This window comes from Rhizobium skierniewicense (genome assembly GCF_014196515.1).
GTDB classification, from domain to species: Bacteria; Pseudomonadota; Alphaproteobacteria; order Rhizobiales; family Rhizobiaceae; genus Agrobacterium; species Agrobacterium skierniewicense.
In genome coordinates, this window is sequence record NZ_JACIDV010000008.1 from 145,503 (window position 1) to 159,491 (window position 13,989).

Below are 13,989 nucleotides of genomic sequence, written 5' to 3' on the forward strand. Positions count from 1 at the left end.
ATTGTTCGCACAAGCGAAAGCAAAAGCCGTACAAAAAGGATGGGTTCAAACCGCGCGCATGTCTTCCAGAATGGAAAGGACCATCTGCTTCTTGTCCAGATTATACGCCTGGGCAATGGTGATTCGTTCTGAAAGCGACGACGAAAGACGTGCGTGACGTTCCGCAGCATTAAGATCGCCTGCAATAGCGGCCGCCCTCGCCCGCTCCATCAAGGTCTCGGTGGCGTGTTCCATGAAGAAGCCGAGGACGATATCACCGTCTTTCTGCGCCAGAACGTCGGCCAACTTGTGCATCTGCCTGCGCGCAGACGGCCCCGCTGCCGCCATGACTTCACCGAAGACGTCGACGATATCCGAGCCGCCGTAATTGAGAAGTTTCAGCGCTTGGGAAACGCTGCCCTTGGACGCATCCAGCAGAGAATCGCGTTTGTCGGCCGACATGGTCAGGCCCAGGTTTTGCAGCGCCCTCTCCATGTCATTGTTCTGCAAAGGTAGCAGACGCAGCGGCATGCAACGTGACCGGATGGTGGGCAAAAGCTTGCCTGGCGCGTGGGAAAGCACCAGAAACATCGCACGTTTCGGTGGCTCTTCGAGTATTTTCAAAATGGCATTGGCAGCGTTTCGATTGAGGTCGTCAGCGGGATCGATGATAACGATGCGCCAGTTTCCCGTGCCTGAGGTCTGGGAGAAGAAATGCCCTGCCCTGCGAACCTCATCCACGGTAATTGCGGATTTCACCTTGCCGGTCTTTTCATCGACCGGACGCGTGAGATGTAGCAGATTGTGCGATGCGCCGGAGGATATCTGACGGCTGACCATGGAAGCCGTGTCAGGATCGGCAATGGTTTCCGGGGCAGCCAACGGGTCCGGATGAGAGAGGACGTGGTTGGCGAAACGGAAAGCGAGCGTTGCCTTGCCGATCCCCTCGGGTCCTTCGATCAGAATGGCATGGTGGCCTTTGCCGGAACGATAGGACTGTGCCAGAAATTGTTCCGCCTCCTGATGGCCGAACAGTTTCGTGTTTTCCTGCGGCGCAATAGCCCCGTCCAGAACGCCCTGACCCTCACTCATTGCGTGACGTCCGTGCGAGCTTTGATCTTTTCAAGAAGCGGCTCGACCAGCGAAAGCACATCCGCCGTCACCTTGTCCTGCGGCTGATCGGCATTGACCGTGCGACAGCGACGTGGCTCGTTGAGCGCTATGTCGAGATAGGCTTCGCGGCGCTTCTCGTGCGTTTCAAGCTCTTCCTTTTCGAAGCGGTCCGGTGTCGCGCCATCGTCTGCACGCTTGCGCGCACGGGCCAGGCCAGCGGCGGCAGGAATGTCGAAGATCAATGTCAAATCCGGCATTGTTCCGTCGATGGCAATCCGTTGCAGCGTCTCGATAAATTCAGGTTCAAGGTTCCCGGTGGTTCCCTGGTAGACACGCGAGGAATCCAGAAATCGGTCGCACAACACGACGGCTCCTTTCCCCAAAGCTGGACGAATGACCTCTTCGACATGGTCATTGCGGGCTGCAGCAAACAGCATAGCCTCCATACGCACGCCGAAAGGCTCGGCAGCACCTGATAGCAGCACATGCCGCACTGCTTCGGCACCAGGCGAGCCTCCGGGCTCACGCGTGACGATGACCTCAAACCCGCGCTCACGCAAGGTTTCAGCCAGAATTTTAATCTGCGTGGATTTTCCAGCACCCTCGCCGCCTTCGAAACTGATGAACAATCCGGTGTTTTCGGGCAATGTCTTTTCCTGATTTCAGCGGTTACGCCGTATCGTCTTTAACCCATGCGGAACCGTTGCGAAACGGTTAAGTCACAGCCAAAAGAGAAGCAGTTCCTTAAGCGCGCCCGCGGCATTCTGGGTCAGCGTCCCTTTTTCAACAGCAGCCGTGGTATAGAGCGGCACGTCACGGAGCAGTTTTTCTCCGGAAAAAATCTTCAGCGTCGCGGCGTTGTAGCCCGTGTCCAATGGAGCGTTCAAAGGCCAGTTATAGACGATCCTTCCCGACAGACGATCGGGATTGTTGATGGGAACGAGAACACTCACCTCCTCGCGGACCGTCAGGGAAACGGCACTCGTTGAACCACCGTAAACGCCGATATTGCCGACGATCTCGTCCTTTTGGAAAAGATTGCGCTTTTGAAAAGCCGTCAGTCCCCATTCAACGACGCGGCGGGCTTCCTCTTGCCGTGTTTTATCGTCAGCCAGACCCGCAAGCGTCAGATAGATGCGACGACCATCACGTTCGGCCGACACGACTGCAGAAAATCCCTGCCCTTCTGCAAAGCCCAGCCCCAACCCGTCGATACCATTTCCGAGGAGAGAATTCTTGTTGCGCTGAAAAATGCGGTTCCACTCAAAATCGGGCTTGGCAAAAAGTCCGTAACGATCCGCGTAGGTGTCGTGAACATGTTTGGCCAACACCACCATGTCACGCGCTGTTGTCTTGCTGACCTTATCGGGAAGGCCGGTCGAATTGGCAAAGGAACTGCCTGTCAGGCCGAGCGCAGTGGCGTGATCCGTCATGCGTTTGGCAAAGGCCTCGTCCGATCCGGCCAACCCTTCGGCAACGACAAGGCAGCCGTCATTCGCGTTTTGGACGATGATGCCTGTGAGCAGGTCGTTGATGCTGACGGTGGATTTGAGCGCTGCAAACATGGTGGAGGTGCGAGAAGGCGCACCACCCGTCCGCCAGGCATATTCCGAGACGGGGTAGCCCGTATCGGCACTGACCTTGTTCTTGCTCAGAGCATCCATGACCACTTCAACCGTCATAAGCTTGGCGAGTGACGCCGGCGCAAATGGTGTGTTTTCATTGATGGCTAGCAAAACCGTGCCGGTTTCGGCATCGATCATATAGGCCTGCTGCGCTTTCACAGCCAGCCCGCCGGACTGTGCATGGAGCGTGCAGACGCTTGCCCCCAGCAGGGACGCTGACATCAGAAAAGCTTTCAAATATCGGTTAAATGTGCGCTTCAAAACACGAGCCCGCCATCACTTGTATCAGAATGCCTGCATAACGTCATAACACACCAGCATCCGCTTGTGGCCGATACCGGAGGAATCATACGCAGGGCGTGAGATTATGCGCGAGACAAGACCAAAGGGTAAAGATCAGCGATCATTACCCTGTCTGTTTTTCACAAAAGCAATGATGGATTGCTCGTTCAGGCCGCCTTTGTTGACAAGAACCTTATCGAAGGCACTTGCCGCCTTGGAGACCGATGCGGTTTCTTCCGAATAGGCTGAAGCGAACCGGCCTGATGGTGTCGGCGCGCGCAAGAAGTTGCCTTCAGGTCGCTCGTTCAGGATAGGACCATATTCGGGCAATACGACGAATTGCTCACCGCCCTGCCCCACCACGGGTGCAGGGCCATCGACCAGCGGCATGGCCTGAAGCGCCTGGCTCTTCTTCGAGCCGACCAGCGCCATCTGTGCGGAACCGCCATATGCAGGGCTGTTTGGGATAGGAAGGTTCGACGATGACGCGGACGCCACCATCACGCCACTTGCGATCTGTCCTTCAGGATTGATGCCGGGGCCGCGAGCGCCCTTCGGAACGTAAGACGCCATCAAATAAGGCATATCATGACCATCCAACGGCGCGCGGCCCACATACTGGACGCGGACACTGGCTGTACCGGTCGCCTTCATATCCAGGAGATCTGCCGTCTTGCTCGAAACGTCGATCAGACGCCCCTCATGGAACGGGCCGCGGTCGTTGACGCGAACGACAACCGAAGAGCCATTCTTCAGATTCGTAACGCGGGCATAGCTGGGCAGAGGAAATGTCGGATGGGCAGCGGAGAGGTGTTCTTTATCATAGGCTTCGCCGTTGGCCGTCAGACGACCGTGAAATGCGGAGCCGTACCAGGATGCGAGACCTGACTTGTCGTAGTTCTGCTCTTCCTTGGGAAAATAGCGACGACCCTTGACCGTGTAGGCATTACCCACCAGGAACCGCCCGCCGCCCTTGGGAATATTCGCGCCATCCGCAACGCGCGGACTTGCTTTCACGCCATACTCGGACTCGGAGAAGTATTCCTTGCTGCGTTTCTGCTTCGGCTTGGTTTCCGACGTCGTGGAACAGGATGCCGTTGCCGCGCACAGAACGGCAATGCCGAGCCACTTAGCGCTCACACCGACTTTCATTACAGCAGATTTCAAATCCATGCCCCGTATCACTATGGGCCGCCTCCGCAGCAGCCCTACACACCTCGATCATCACGCCCTCTGACATCGAAGCACCTAACAGGCGCCTAATCTTGCCCGCAACATGGCGAAATTGCGAACGTTGAATGCGATTTCGATAAAATTGTAACGAACGTGGTTAGCCAAGAGTTAACGCGCCGTCGACATTAGAGGCGCTAAAATGCCTACCTGAACGGATTGACGGCATGACGCAAACCGATATAAAGCGACACGCATAACGTGGATGGGTGTCCGAGTGGTTTAAGGAACCGGTCTTGAAAACCGGCGTGCGTGAGAGCGTACCGTGGGTTCGAATCCCACCCCATCTGCCACGTATGTTTCGCATACGTTCCTATATGTTCCGTTTTTGTCTTGCGCAGTAACCATTTTTAGGTTTCTCTGTTCCCATTCGTTCCTACCGCTTTTCATACAATCCCATGAAAAAGCGGGTACGGTTGCGGGTACTTTCAAATTGAAATGCGGGTACAGCGAGAACAAGCGTGCTGACAGACACAGCGATCAAAAAAGCAAAAGCCAGAGATAAAGCTTACAAGCTTGCAGACACCAATGGCCTACATCTCTTTGTCGCCACATCCGGGTCAAAGAGCTGGCGGTATCGCTACTACTTCGCTGACAAGGAAAAGCTTCTAGTCCTAGGCTCATATCCCGACGTGTCTCTCGTGGACGCGCGACGACTCAGGGATGACGCCCGCAAGCTCTTGAAGGATGGGAAAGACCCATCCGCGCTGAAGAAGCTCGAGAAAGTCATTGGTCGAAAGCAGGCCGGCGAAACGTTCCAGGCGCTGGCCGAGGAATGGCATGAACACACCAAACCGACTTGGACCGATCGGCACGCCGCAGAGGTGTTGACGACGCTCAAAAGAGACGTCTTTCCTCTGTTGGGTGACCTGCCTATCAGAAGCATAGATGCCCCTACGATTTTAGGGGTTTTACGGCTTGTTGAAAAGCGTGGCGCTGTGGAAACAGCAAAGCGCCTCCGGCAGCGGATTTCCGCTGTCTTCGTTTATGCAATCTCGTCCGGTCGCGCCGACACCGATCCTTCGGCAGTTGTCGAAGGCGCGCTCGCCCCGCTCGAGAAAGGGCGGCAACCATCGATCATCACTCTGCAGGGCGTGAGGCAGATCCTAGCGGACGTTAACAACACCCCTGGGCGAGGTTACAACAAGCTGGCAATTCGTCTGCTGGCGTTGACGGCAGTTCGACCAGGTGTTCTTGCTGAAACTCCATGGAGCGAATTTGACGAGCTCGACCCGGAGAACCCCGTCTGGATAATCCCCGCGGCTCGGATGAAATTGAAGAAGCGCCTCAAGAATGAGGAGGCTTACGACCATCACGTTCCCCTGTGTACGCAGGCGATGGAACTGATCGACGTCCTCAGGCGCGTGAACGGCAGGTTTCCCTTCGTCTTTCCAAACCTCAGGAAGCCACGACAGCCAATGTCCACCAACACCATGGGGTACATGCTGAACCGGGCGGGCTATCACTCCCGGCACGTTCCTCATGGCTTCCGGGCCTCATTTTCATCGATCATGAATGAAAGGCTCCCGCAGGAATCGAAGATCATTGATCTCATGCTTGCTCACAAACCGAAAGATGCAGTCGAAGGCGCATATAACCGTGCACAGCACGCCCAGCGGAGACGTGAAATCGCTCAAGAGTATGCGGACCTTATTTTGACCGGAGCTCCGTCAGCGGCTCAACTTCTTATGGGACCGATCAGGGTAGTAAACAGCAAACTGGAAACGGGGGCTCGGGTCACAAAGCTGAAAAAGGCGAAGCGCGTCGCCTAAAGGTGCAGGCATAGCAACCATGCGACCAATATGATGCTTGCCACAGCGACGACTTTACCTTGCGGCTTGGCAGCCTCTTTGATGTTTCGTGCTCTAGGTCGCATCATGCCGGCTTCTCCCGATCTCCGCGTGGCGGAGGCGAAACGCCTTCAGGATAATCTCAACGATGATGATCCCGCCGATTCCGACTATAAACCCGCCCACGCTTGCAGATTGCTCTTCAGGTACGCTCAGTTTACCAAATGCCCACTGGAAGAAGATGGTTCCCAACGGACTAAGGTAATAGGCCGCAACGCCACCGACGAAAAACTTGCGAAGACTGGCCCACGGACCAGTCCACTCCATCGCAACGGAAACGGCAGATCCGGCAATACCAGCGAGGGCGACCTTTCCCTCGTTCGAACTAAGCCATTCCCAAAAACTCATTTTCGCTTCACTCCTGCACGGCGCGGGTAGCAGCTCTCGCCCCACCGTTGCCATGCCTCGCGCACTCTTGGCGCGTCCAGACGCCGCCGGCGCATATGCCGACAACTGTCCTGTCAATCTTTCGCTGGTCCGCAGGGGTGGCCCCGCGGGCGCCGATCAAATCAGTTCCGACCACGCGGCGCAGGCCCGAGACATTTCCCGGCCCCGAAATCCCACATCCCGCTAGCGCAATCGTCAAACCGATCACGAGCGCCGTCCGCACCATTCCCAGCCGCATTGTTTTGCCTTTCCGTTTTGACTATCGCGCGTTCTGTCGCGTTACGGTCGATCATGATGACGGCGGCGGTGACAAAACTTGCCGCCGCCAATCCTAAAAGGAGGTAGACGCCGACGCGTGTCATCAGACAGCAACCTCGCGGCCAAAGAGCGTGTTGATCCGTCGGGCGATCACGTCACGCTTGCGGTAAGCAATGACGCCAAGAACGGAGATAGCGACGAAGATAGCGATCCAGCCCCAAGGGAGACCCATTGACCAGGCAGCAGCGCCAGACCCGAGAAGAGAGCTCGCGCCGCCTTGCACCGCTTCCTTGGTTGCAACAGCGTCGCGGCGGAGCTGGGCGAGCGTAGCCGAGCCGATCACGCCGTCTGCGACAAGGTGCGGGTGGGCGGACTGGTAGGCTTTCACGGCGGCAGCGGTTTTCTCACCCATCCAGCCATCAATAGCGCCGGGATTGAAGCCCTTCGCAGAAAGAATGGTTTGAGCTTCCTTCACCACGTCGTCGGGACGCTTCGGAGCGGCATCAATGGCGACGCGAGGCACGCCCTCGCCGACACCGGTGTAGATGCCCAGTTCGAACAATAACGCCTCTTCCTTCCGGCGACGGACAAGACCAGCCAGTTTCTTCCCCTTGGCCGTGTTATAGTGGCTGCCAAGGTAATCGGCTGCGGCTTTGGTTTTTCCCGCGCGCCACAGCTTCGCCCATTCCCAATCCATCGCGCCCGTGCCGAGATTGAAAATTGCTGAGACAGACGCGTCCAGTTCGTGCTGCTTACGGTTCGTTGGGGAATTGTTGACCGCAGCGGGTTCAAACTCACTGGCGAGAACAGCGGCGAAAATCGTATCGGACTGCTCTGCGGTGATTTTTGTCTTACCAGGCACCAGCTTTGTGATGCCGATTTTTGCAAGTTCACGCCGTACCGACGGACTGCCCATCGTGAACCCAGTTCCGATTGTTGGTACGCGGACTGGATCCAAATAGCATGTCAGCGGGTTACCTTCGTGACCACGCGTGAAAGCCCTGCCTTTTGGCGATGTTGAAGTGATTGACGGTGTCATGAGTGCGCTCCGAAACAAGGGCAGCACTCATGCGCTATCGATGTCCTTCAATATCACGCGTCACGTGTTGCAACAATCCAGCATTTCCAGTAATTAGAAAGGGAATGCGCATGAGTGCTGATCCACCTTAACCGGAGACATGCACTCATGACCAAGACCGTGGTTGCCTTTGGCGATCCGAAAGCCCAGAAGAAGTGGTCTGGCGGGCTTTTCATTGACATTACCAAGAAGAGCTATTTCGACCGCAAATTCATCGGCACCTCCGACGAATACGCGATCCAGCGCCTTACCGATCTGGAATCGGAAGCGGGCGACACGATCACGTACGACCTGTCGGTTCAGCTTCGCAACAAGCCCACCTATGGCGACGCTCGCCTCGAGGGCAAAGAAGAAAGCCTTCGCTTCGCCAGCGATCAGCTGAAGATCGACCAGATGCGCCACGGCGTGTCTGCTGGCGGCAAGATGAGCCGTAAGCGCACCGCACACAACATGCGCCAGATCGGCAAGAACCGTCTCTCCGATTACTGGTCCAAGTTCAACGACCAGATGGTTTTCATCTACCTGTCCGGTTCGCGTGGCATCAATGAGGACTTCATCGAAACCGTCGAATGGACCGGCCATGCCGAAAACCCAATCGAAGCGCCCGACAACGACCACATCCTCTATGGCGGCGACGCGAACTCCAAGGCGACTATTGATGCGACGGACATCATGTCCCGCTCGCTGATCGAGCGCGCTCAGGTCAAGGCACGCATGATGTCTGCCAAAGACCCCAAGAACGCGAACATGATGCCGATCCAGATCAATGGTGAAGCCCACTACGTCATGGTCATGAGCCCTTATCAGGAACACGATCTGCGCACCAACGATGCTGGCGGCTGGCTCGAGATCCAGAAAGCCGCGGCAACGGCGGAAGGCAAGGCAAACCCAATCTTCAAGGGTGGCCTCGGCATGATCAACAACACCGTACTTCACAGCCACGAGTGGGCGATCCGCTTCAAGGATTACGGTGCAGATCAAAACGTCCAGGCGGGCCGCGCCTTGTTCATGGGCCGACAGGCTGGCGTTATCGCGTTCGGCTCAGCAGGCGGCTTCCGCTACACATGGACCGAAGAAACCAAGGATCACGGCAATGAGCCGGTTGTTGCGTCTGGCGTCATCGCTGGCGTGAAGAAGACACGGTTCAATGGTCGCGATTACGGTGTGATCTCTGTCGACACCGCCGCGAAAGACCCGAACAACGCAGCATAAGGGCAAGCCCGGCTAAGTCCGGGCTAACCTCCCTCTTCAGCGGTCTACGCGACCATCCAATGTCAAAGGACTTTCGATATGGCGCTCATTCAGAGCAAATACGCCAAGGGCACCGAAGCCCTGTCTTACCCCTCCAACGCCGGTGAAGCTGTCGCTATTCGCTTCTCCCACCAAGTGGCAAACGCTCCTGCTGCCGGTGACATTCTCGAGCTGGCTTGCATCCCATCGAATTGCCGCGTCGTAGACATCGTTCTCGACTCGGACGATCTGGACACAAACGGCGCACCCACGATGTTGCTTGACGTGGGCATCATGAGTGGCGGGTTCAGCGATGAAAACCCTGCCCGCACATGCGGTGCGGAGTTCTTCTCCGGCGCAAACGCAGCTCAGACCGGTGCAGTGGCTCGCCCGACGCTCAAGTCGGCCTACCGCACCACGCCTTCCAACATCGATCGCTCCATCGGTATCAAGTTTACCACGGCAGCGGCCACCTTCGCGGCGGGTCAGATCGGGCTGACAGTTTTTCTGTCCACCGAGTAACCCTCCGGGCCGCGTGACACATGAGGGGGCGGCAAGCCCCCTTTTCTTTAAAGGAGTGGGCAATGAAAACTCTAATCGAATGCAAGACCGGCCACACGATCCAGACACTCGGCGGTGTCTCCTACAGCTTTGATCGCGATGAACACGGGCGTTTTGTCAACGAGGTCGCGAGCGTACTCCATCGGTCGCTGTTTCTGAACGTGGATGTGTATCAGGAAGTGCCGCTTACGCCTGAGGCGGATGATGATCAGGAAATCCCTGCGTTCCTGAACGGTGGTATCGACCCTGTCGAACCTGAGCCTGAGCCTGAGCCTGAGCCTAGTGATACAGCGGCCCAAGAGCCGGTCAAGCCAAAAACGACAACCAAGAAAACTGCTTCCAAGGCTTAACGCATGCCCAAGGCGAATGACATTCTGCGGAGAACCAGCGTCCTTCTTATCGACGATGAGCACGCTCGCTGGCCTCTCACGGAACTCGCCGACTGGCTCAACGAGGCGGTGAAAGCCATTGTTCTGGCGAAGCCTTCCGCCTCCTCCCGTACTTTGCCCCTCCCGCTTGCCAAAGGCACCTATCAGGAATTACCCGCGATGCTCGATGGTGTGACACCGCTCCAGCTGCTCGGCGTGAACCGCAATCTTGTCGGCGATGGATCAACCCGTATCGGTGGCCGCGCCATCCGCACCGCCGCTCGAGGGCTTCTGGACGCGCAGGAACCGAACTGGCACGATCCGGCATATGAGCCCTTCCGCAAGGAAGTTCGCCAAGTCGTCTTTGACGAGAACCTGCCGCTAGAGTTTTATGCGTATCCCGGCAATGACGGGAATGGCGTGGTCGAGGTAGCCCTATCTTACCTACCCGCCCCGGCCCTTCCTCTGGCTGGTCAGGACGAAACCACATATGCGGCATGGGACGTTGAGATTGGCTTGCCTGAGCCCTACTCCGTCCCTCTGCTTGATTATGTGCTCTACAAGGCGTTCTCGAAAGACGATATCGCCGGAGACCCGACCAAAGCGATGTCGCACTATCAAACCTTCGCGGCAGCGGTTGGCATTAAGGTTCAGGCCGAATCGTCAGCCAATCCGAACAGGAGACGCTGATGCGCGATATCGATGATCTGCTCCCCGAGGTTTTAATCCACGCTCCCAACTGCTCTGATCCCATTGCGCGTCGGTACCTGCGCGAAGCAGCTCGCGATGTTTGCGACAAGGTGGATCTTTGGCGCGAACGCGATCACATCACGATCAGCGATGCTGAAGGTGAATGCCTGTCCACCATTTCAGACGCCGAGATTGTGAAGATTGAAGCCGCAGACTTGGATGGGGTGACGCTTACGCCCGAAACCCCGGAGTGGCTCGATGACAATTATCCCGGCTGGGACAAGCCGGACGACTCGGGCGCGACGTCGCGCTTCATAACCCAGATTAAGCCAGGCGCGATCCAAGTCGTTCCACCCAATACCGGCAAGCTATCGGTTCGGTTCATTCTCAAGCCATCCCGCAAAGCCACCACTCTCCCTGATTTTCTCATCGACAAATACGGCACCGAAATAGGCAAAGGCGCTGCGGCTCGCGTTCTGATGCTCCCGACGGATGACGGCGGACCTAACCCTCAAATGGGAACGGTACTGCAAAGCGAGTTCACCGCATTTCTCGACAAACTGCCAATGAAAGTTGCCAAGGGCCAGCAAGGTGCACGTCCTCGCACAAAAGGGAGCTACTTTTAATGCCTGCCAGCACTTATGCCGCCAACGCACTGCTGAACCTATTCCTGCGCGGCGTTGCGTTTGTCGCCCCTGCCCGCGTTTATATTTCGCTCCACACAGCAGATCCGGGCGTGGCTGGAACGTCTGAGGTCACATTGGCCGCTTGGCCCGATTACGTGCGCCTCGATGCGGCTCAGGGTGGCGCTGTGGCGACCGGTTTCATGGCCGCGGCGACCAAAGCTACTGAAAACCTGCTCGAGCTGCTGTACCCCGCTCACAATGGCGCTGCACCTATCACTATTACCCACTTCGCGATCTGGACCGCCGCCAACGGCGGGGAAATGATCTTCCAAGGCGCGCTGACCGCGAACAAGACGCTCAACCCCACCGATGAGTGCATCATTCATGCCGGCGACCTTGATGTGACGGTGGCCTGATGGAAAGTCGGGGATCGGTCAACGGATCTGAGATCAACGCGCTGCCCTTGAATGCGGGAACATTCCTCGTCGATTGCGCCGCTGTTGCGACCGTTTCGGTTGCTCCGTCGCTGTCTCTTATTCGTCGTCTCGTCTCAGTTGCCGCAGCGATCATCACGGTACCAGGTACTATGTTGCTGACGGCCCGACGCTCCGGCGCGGCACTCATGACCATCACCGTTTCCCCCAGCGCCAGAATGGCACGTCGTGCGACGTCTCGAATGGCGTCTCAGATTGGGGTAGCAGCAACGATGAAGCTGGTTCGCCGGGTGGCGCCAGTCAGTTCCACTGACGTCCGCATCGATGCGGCCGCGCTGCTGTCGTGGCGCTTCATCCGCCGCACCGATCAACAGCGCATCATGAGGCTGGAACGCGCACGCCATTCGCTTGTCTACCCCGAGAACCGTCGAATGACCGTGCCCGCTTCGAGAAACATGATGCAAGTACCGCGCTGCGCGGAGGTAATGCCTTGAGCGACGTCATGACCAAGCAACCCGCCGACGTGCTCGACTATGATGTCGATTTCGTCCGCTGGCTCCCTCCCGAGGACAGGATCATATCAGCGGTGAGCGTCATTGAGGGAGCGACAGCCCAAATTGATCGGACAGACTTTTCCGACACCGTCGCAAAGGTTTGGATTTCCGGCGGTGAAGATGGTGACAACGGCACCGTCGCTTTGACGATTGCCACGGTCGCGGGCCGCACCAAGCAATTCTGTTTCAATATCAAAATCAGGGAGTGCCGTTGATGGGCCTCAAACTGTCTAACAACGCTGTTTCGTCGTTAAGCGCTTCGATCACGGCAGCGGCAACCAGTCTCGCTGTCCAGGGAGCGGATGCTGGCAAGTTCCCTGTCCTCGCTGCCGGCGACTGGTGCCCCGCAACGATCATTGATGCGGCCGGGAACATGGAGATTGTTCGTGTCACTGCCCGAAATGGCTCAACGCTCACAGTCACACGTGCACAAGAGGCAACCACTGCAAAAGCTTTTGCGACTGGCTCGCGCATTGACGTGCGATTAACAGCTGGCTCCATCGGAAATATGATTGGGCAGAATGCTGAAGCCGTGGCTCTCACCGGTGGCAACATTTCGGGCACTACCATCAGTAATATACCTGATTTGGCGATTGCAGATGGCGGAACAGGCGCAAGTACCCCTGCCGATGCCAGAGCAAACTTGGGCCTTGGAAACGTAGCAAACACTGCTCCCGCCGACATGCCTGTATCCTCGGCCCAACAGACTGCCATCAACAACGCGGCGGGTGCACGCGTTGCCAAATCCGGTGACACCATGACCGGCGATTTGATGGTTCAAAAGAACTATCCGCAGATCCGGCATCATTATCCGAGCGTTCGCATATGGGCAACGCAGGTCCGAGAGAACGGTTTTTTCTACCTTTGGGACGAAAGCGGAAACGCAGCCAGGTTCTATGTGGGCACAGACGGATCCATGTGGACTTCTCAGCTAGGCGACATCAATACCCGTATCGAAACCCGCGCCGCTGCCTACGCGGATGATCGCATGAACCAGCTCAAGCCATATGCAGGTAATGATGCTAACAACATCAATTTCCCTATTGGAACGACGCTTGCTGTCGTGGGCACGTCACCTACAAGAAACCAGTTCATGAACGTGTTTCTGTCTGGGACGGCCTCTGACTTCAGCACATCGGGCACCATGATTGCAGGTACTTGGGCGGCAAGGGGCCGTCCATCTTCAGGAAACTGCATTGTTCAAAGGATTGGATAGATGAGCAACGAAATCACTCTCAATGGCTGGACTATCCATAATGTTTTCAGCGTAAGAGCTACTGACCAGCCAGAGGCGTACACGCTCGATATCGAATTTTCAGGTCCCGAGACCTCACAGATGCGAGCTCCTTTTGGAAGCAGGCCTGACGATCCTTACGGTGTCGGCCCAGCAGCTCGGCAATGGTTGGTCGATAATGCCGGAAAGTTTGAAATACTGCCGCCGACTTCTCCAGAACCCACGCCGCTCCTGCCCGTTACGAAGCGTCAACTTCGTCTTACACTTGTTCGCGAGGGTATTTCCATCGGAGGTATCGAAGCGCTCATTGCATCAATGCCTGATGGATTGGAAAAGGAAGAGGCCCAGATCGAATGGGCAGACGCGCAGACATTCGACCGTAACCATCCGACGCTTTTAATGGTCGCTGGAGCGCTCGAATTGTCGCCTGAAAAGGTCGATGAAATGTGGCTTAAGGCGATGCTCGCCTAATTTATTCTGCACAGAGGAG

General features: G+C 56.7%; 18 protein-coding genes and 1 tRNA gene. 12 read left to right on the top strand and 7 right to left on the bottom strand.

Features of this window, described 5'->3' with window-relative positions; translation table 11 throughout:
* Window positions 1-45 precede the first annotated feature (45 nt).
* From GGQ73_RS14565 to GGQ73_RS14580, 4 genes are all read right to left on the bottom strand, one after another.
* Window positions 46-1,071: a DNA polymerase III subunit delta' gene (locus GGQ73_RS14565; protein ID WP_183896920.1), complete on the bottom strand. Its 1,026-nt coding sequence runs from the start codon at window positions 1,069-1,071 to the stop codon at window positions 46-48.
* A complete protein-coding gene (gene tmk, locus GGQ73_RS14570; protein WP_183896921.1) occupies window positions 1,068-1,739 on the bottom strand; it encodes a dTMP kinase in 672 nt (223 codons plus the stop codon). Before tmk ends, GGQ73_RS14565 begins: the two co-directional genes overlap by 4 nt.
* Before the next feature lie 72 nt (window positions 1,740-1,811).
* Window positions 1,812-2,939, bottom strand: coding sequence for a D-alanyl-D-alanine carboxypeptidase family protein (locus tag GGQ73_RS14575; protein WP_183896922.1), 1,128 nt, complete (start codon window positions 2,937-2,939; stop codon window positions 1,812-1,814).
* A gap of 174 nt (window positions 2,940-3,113) precedes the next feature.
* The gene (locus tag GGQ73_RS14580) at window positions 3,114-4,172 is read right to left on the bottom strand and encodes a septal ring lytic transglycosylase RlpA family protein (protein ID WP_412762981.1); all 1,059 of its coding nucleotides are present in this window, start codon (window positions 4,170-4,172) and stop codon (window positions 3,114-3,116) included.
* A gap of 260 nt (window positions 4,173-4,432) precedes the next feature.
* Between GGQ73_RS14580 and GGQ73_RS14585 the strand changes: the two genes are divergently transcribed.
* Together GGQ73_RS14585 and GGQ73_RS14590 are read left to right on the top strand one after the other, a co-directional pair.
* Window positions 4,433-4,522, top strand: a tRNA-Ser gene (locus tag GGQ73_RS14585).
* 168 nt (window positions 4,523-4,690) lie between these two features.
* Complete coding sequence (locus GGQ73_RS14590; RefSeq protein ID WP_183896923.1) at window positions 4,691-6,001, top strand: tyrosine-type recombinase/integrase; 1,311 nt, start codon at window positions 4,691-4,693, stop codon at window positions 5,999-6,001.
* A gap of 93 nt (window positions 6,002-6,094) precedes the next feature.
* Here GGQ73_RS14590 and GGQ73_RS14595 read toward each other — a convergent pair whose 3' ends face one another.
* From GGQ73_RS14595 to GGQ73_RS14600, 3 genes are all read right to left on the bottom strand, one after another.
* Complete coding sequence (locus tag GGQ73_RS14595) at window positions 6,095-6,427, bottom strand: hypothetical protein (protein ID WP_183896924.1); 333 nt, start codon at window positions 6,425-6,427, stop codon at window positions 6,095-6,097.
* Window positions 6,428-6,434: 7 nt separating this feature from the next.
* A complete protein-coding gene (locus tag GGQ73_RS22975; RefSeq protein ID WP_234910976.1) occupies window positions 6,435-6,704 on the bottom strand; it encodes a hypothetical protein in 270 nt (89 codons plus the stop codon).
* A 123-nt stretch (window positions 6,705-6,827) separates the two neighbouring features.
* The gene (locus tag GGQ73_RS14600) at window positions 6,828-7,763 is read right to left on the bottom strand and encodes a glycoside hydrolase family protein (protein ID WP_183896925.1); all 936 of its coding nucleotides are present in this window, start codon (window positions 7,761-7,763) and stop codon (window positions 6,828-6,830) included.
* 147 nt (window positions 7,764-7,910) lie between these two features.
* Here GGQ73_RS14600 and GGQ73_RS14605 point away from each other — a divergent pair, with 147 nt between their 5' ends.
* The 10 genes from GGQ73_RS14605 (at window position 7,911) to GGQ73_RS14650 (ending at window position 13,970) form a co-directional block, all read left to right on the top strand.
* Window positions 7,911-9,014, top strand: coding sequence for a N4-gp56 family major capsid protein (locus GGQ73_RS14605; RefSeq protein ID WP_183896926.1), 1,104 nt, complete (start codon window positions 7,911-7,913; stop codon window positions 9,012-9,014).
* Between the two features lie 78 nt (window positions 9,015-9,092).
* Window positions 9,093-9,554 carry a hypothetical protein gene (locus GGQ73_RS14610; protein ID WP_183896927.1) on the top strand — a complete coding sequence of 154 codons (462 nt, stop codon included), beginning with the start codon at window positions 9,093-9,095 and terminating at the stop codon, window positions 9,552-9,554.
* Window positions 9,555-9,616: 62 nt separating this feature from the next.
* Entirely contained in the window at window positions 9,617-9,943 is a 327-nt protein-coding gene (locus GGQ73_RS14615; protein WP_183896928.1) for a hypothetical protein, read from the top strand.
* Window positions 9,944-9,946: 3 nt separating this feature from the next.
* The gene (locus GGQ73_RS14620) at window positions 9,947-10,651 is read left to right on the top strand and encodes a phage adaptor protein (RefSeq protein ID WP_183896929.1); all 705 of its coding nucleotides are present in this window, start codon (window positions 9,947-9,949) and stop codon (window positions 10,649-10,651) included.
* Complete coding sequence (locus GGQ73_RS14625; protein ID WP_183896930.1) at window positions 10,651-11,277, top strand: hypothetical protein; 627 nt, start codon at window positions 10,651-10,653, stop codon at window positions 11,275-11,277. Before GGQ73_RS14620 ends, GGQ73_RS14625 begins: the two co-directional genes overlap by 1 nt.
* On the top strand, window positions 11,277-11,693 hold the full coding sequence (locus GGQ73_RS14630) for a phage tail fiber protein (RefSeq protein WP_183896931.1): 417 nt from the start codon (window positions 11,277-11,279) through the stop codon (window positions 11,691-11,693). The genes GGQ73_RS14625 and GGQ73_RS14630 overlap by 1 nt, the downstream gene beginning before the upstream one ends.
* A complete protein-coding gene (locus tag GGQ73_RS14635) occupies window positions 11,693-12,205 on the top strand; it encodes a hypothetical protein (RefSeq protein ID WP_183896932.1) in 513 nt (170 codons plus the stop codon). Before GGQ73_RS14630 ends, GGQ73_RS14635 begins: the two co-directional genes overlap by 1 nt.
* Window positions 12,202-12,480, top strand: coding sequence for a phage fiber-tail adaptor protein (locus GGQ73_RS14640; RefSeq protein WP_210290132.1), 279 nt, complete (start codon window positions 12,202-12,204; stop codon window positions 12,478-12,480). Before GGQ73_RS14635 ends, GGQ73_RS14640 begins: the two co-directional genes overlap by 4 nt.
* Window positions 12,480-13,481, top strand: coding sequence for a hypothetical protein (locus GGQ73_RS14645; RefSeq protein WP_183896933.1), 1,002 nt, complete (start codon window positions 12,480-12,482; stop codon window positions 13,479-13,481). The genes GGQ73_RS14640 and GGQ73_RS14645 overlap by 1 nt, the downstream gene beginning before the upstream one ends.
* Window positions 13,482-13,970, top strand: a complete 489-nt coding sequence (locus GGQ73_RS14650; RefSeq protein WP_183896934.1) for a hypothetical protein — start codon at window positions 13,482-13,484, stop codon at window positions 13,968-13,970. It abuts the gene before it with no gap.
* Window positions 13,971-13,989 lie beyond the last annotated feature (19 nt).

Bases quoted from the DNA above. Each gene is read 5' to 3' on its own strand.
- GGQ73_RS14610 (WP_183896927.1), top strand. From the start codon at position 9,093: ATGGCGCTCATTCAGAGCAAATACGCCAAGGGCACCGAAGCCCTGTCT.
- GGQ73_RS14635 (WP_183896932.1), top strand. From the start codon at position 11,693: ATGGAAAGTCGGGGATCGGTCAACGGATCTGAGATCAACGCGCTGCCC.
- GGQ73_RS14605 (WP_183896926.1), top strand. From the start codon at position 7,911: ATGACCAAGACCGTGGTTGCCTTTGGCGATCCGAAAGCCCAGAAGAAG.
- GGQ73_RS14620 (WP_183896929.1), top strand. From the start codon at position 9,947: ATGCCCAAGGCGAATGACATTCTGCGGAGAACCAGCGTCCTTCTTATC.
- GGQ73_RS14575 (WP_183896922.1), bottom strand. From the start codon at position 2,939: ATGTCAGCGTCCCTGCTGGGGGCAAGCGTCTGCACGCTCCATGCACAG.
- GGQ73_RS14565 (WP_183896920.1), bottom strand. From the start codon at position 1,071: ATGAGTGAGGGTCAGGGCGTTCTGGACGGGGCTATTGCGCCGCAGGAA.
- GGQ73_RS22975 (WP_234910976.1), bottom strand. From the start codon at position 6,704: ATGCGGCTGGGAATGGTGCGGACGGCGCTCGTGATCGGTTTGACGATT.
- GGQ73_RS14595 (WP_183896924.1), bottom strand. From the start codon at position 6,427: ATGAGTTTTTGGGAATGGCTTAGTTCGAACGAGGGAAAGGTCGCCCTC.
- GGQ73_RS14645 (WP_183896933.1), top strand. From the start codon at position 12,480: ATGGGCCTCAAACTGTCTAACAACGCTGTTTCGTCGTTAAGCGCTTCG.
- GGQ73_RS14615 (WP_183896928.1), top strand. From the start codon at position 9,617: ATGAAAACTCTAATCGAATGCAAGACCGGCCACACGATCCAGACACTC.
- GGQ73_RS14650 (WP_183896934.1), top strand. From the start codon at position 13,482: ATGAGCAACGAAATCACTCTCAATGGCTGGACTATCCATAATGTTTTC.
- GGQ73_RS14580 (WP_412762981.1), bottom strand. From the start codon at position 4,172: ATGGATTTGAAATCTGCTGTAATGAAAGTCGGTGTGAGCGCTAAGTGG.
- GGQ73_RS14630 (WP_183896931.1), top strand. From the start codon at position 11,277: ATGCCTGCCAGCACTTATGCCGCCAACGCACTGCTGAACCTATTCCTG.
- GGQ73_RS14600 (WP_183896925.1), bottom strand. From the start codon at position 7,763: ATGACACCGTCAATCACTTCAACATCGCCAAAAGGCAGGGCTTTCACG.
- GGQ73_RS14625 (WP_183896930.1), top strand. From the start codon at position 10,651: ATGCGCGATATCGATGATCTGCTCCCCGAGGTTTTAATCCACGCTCCC.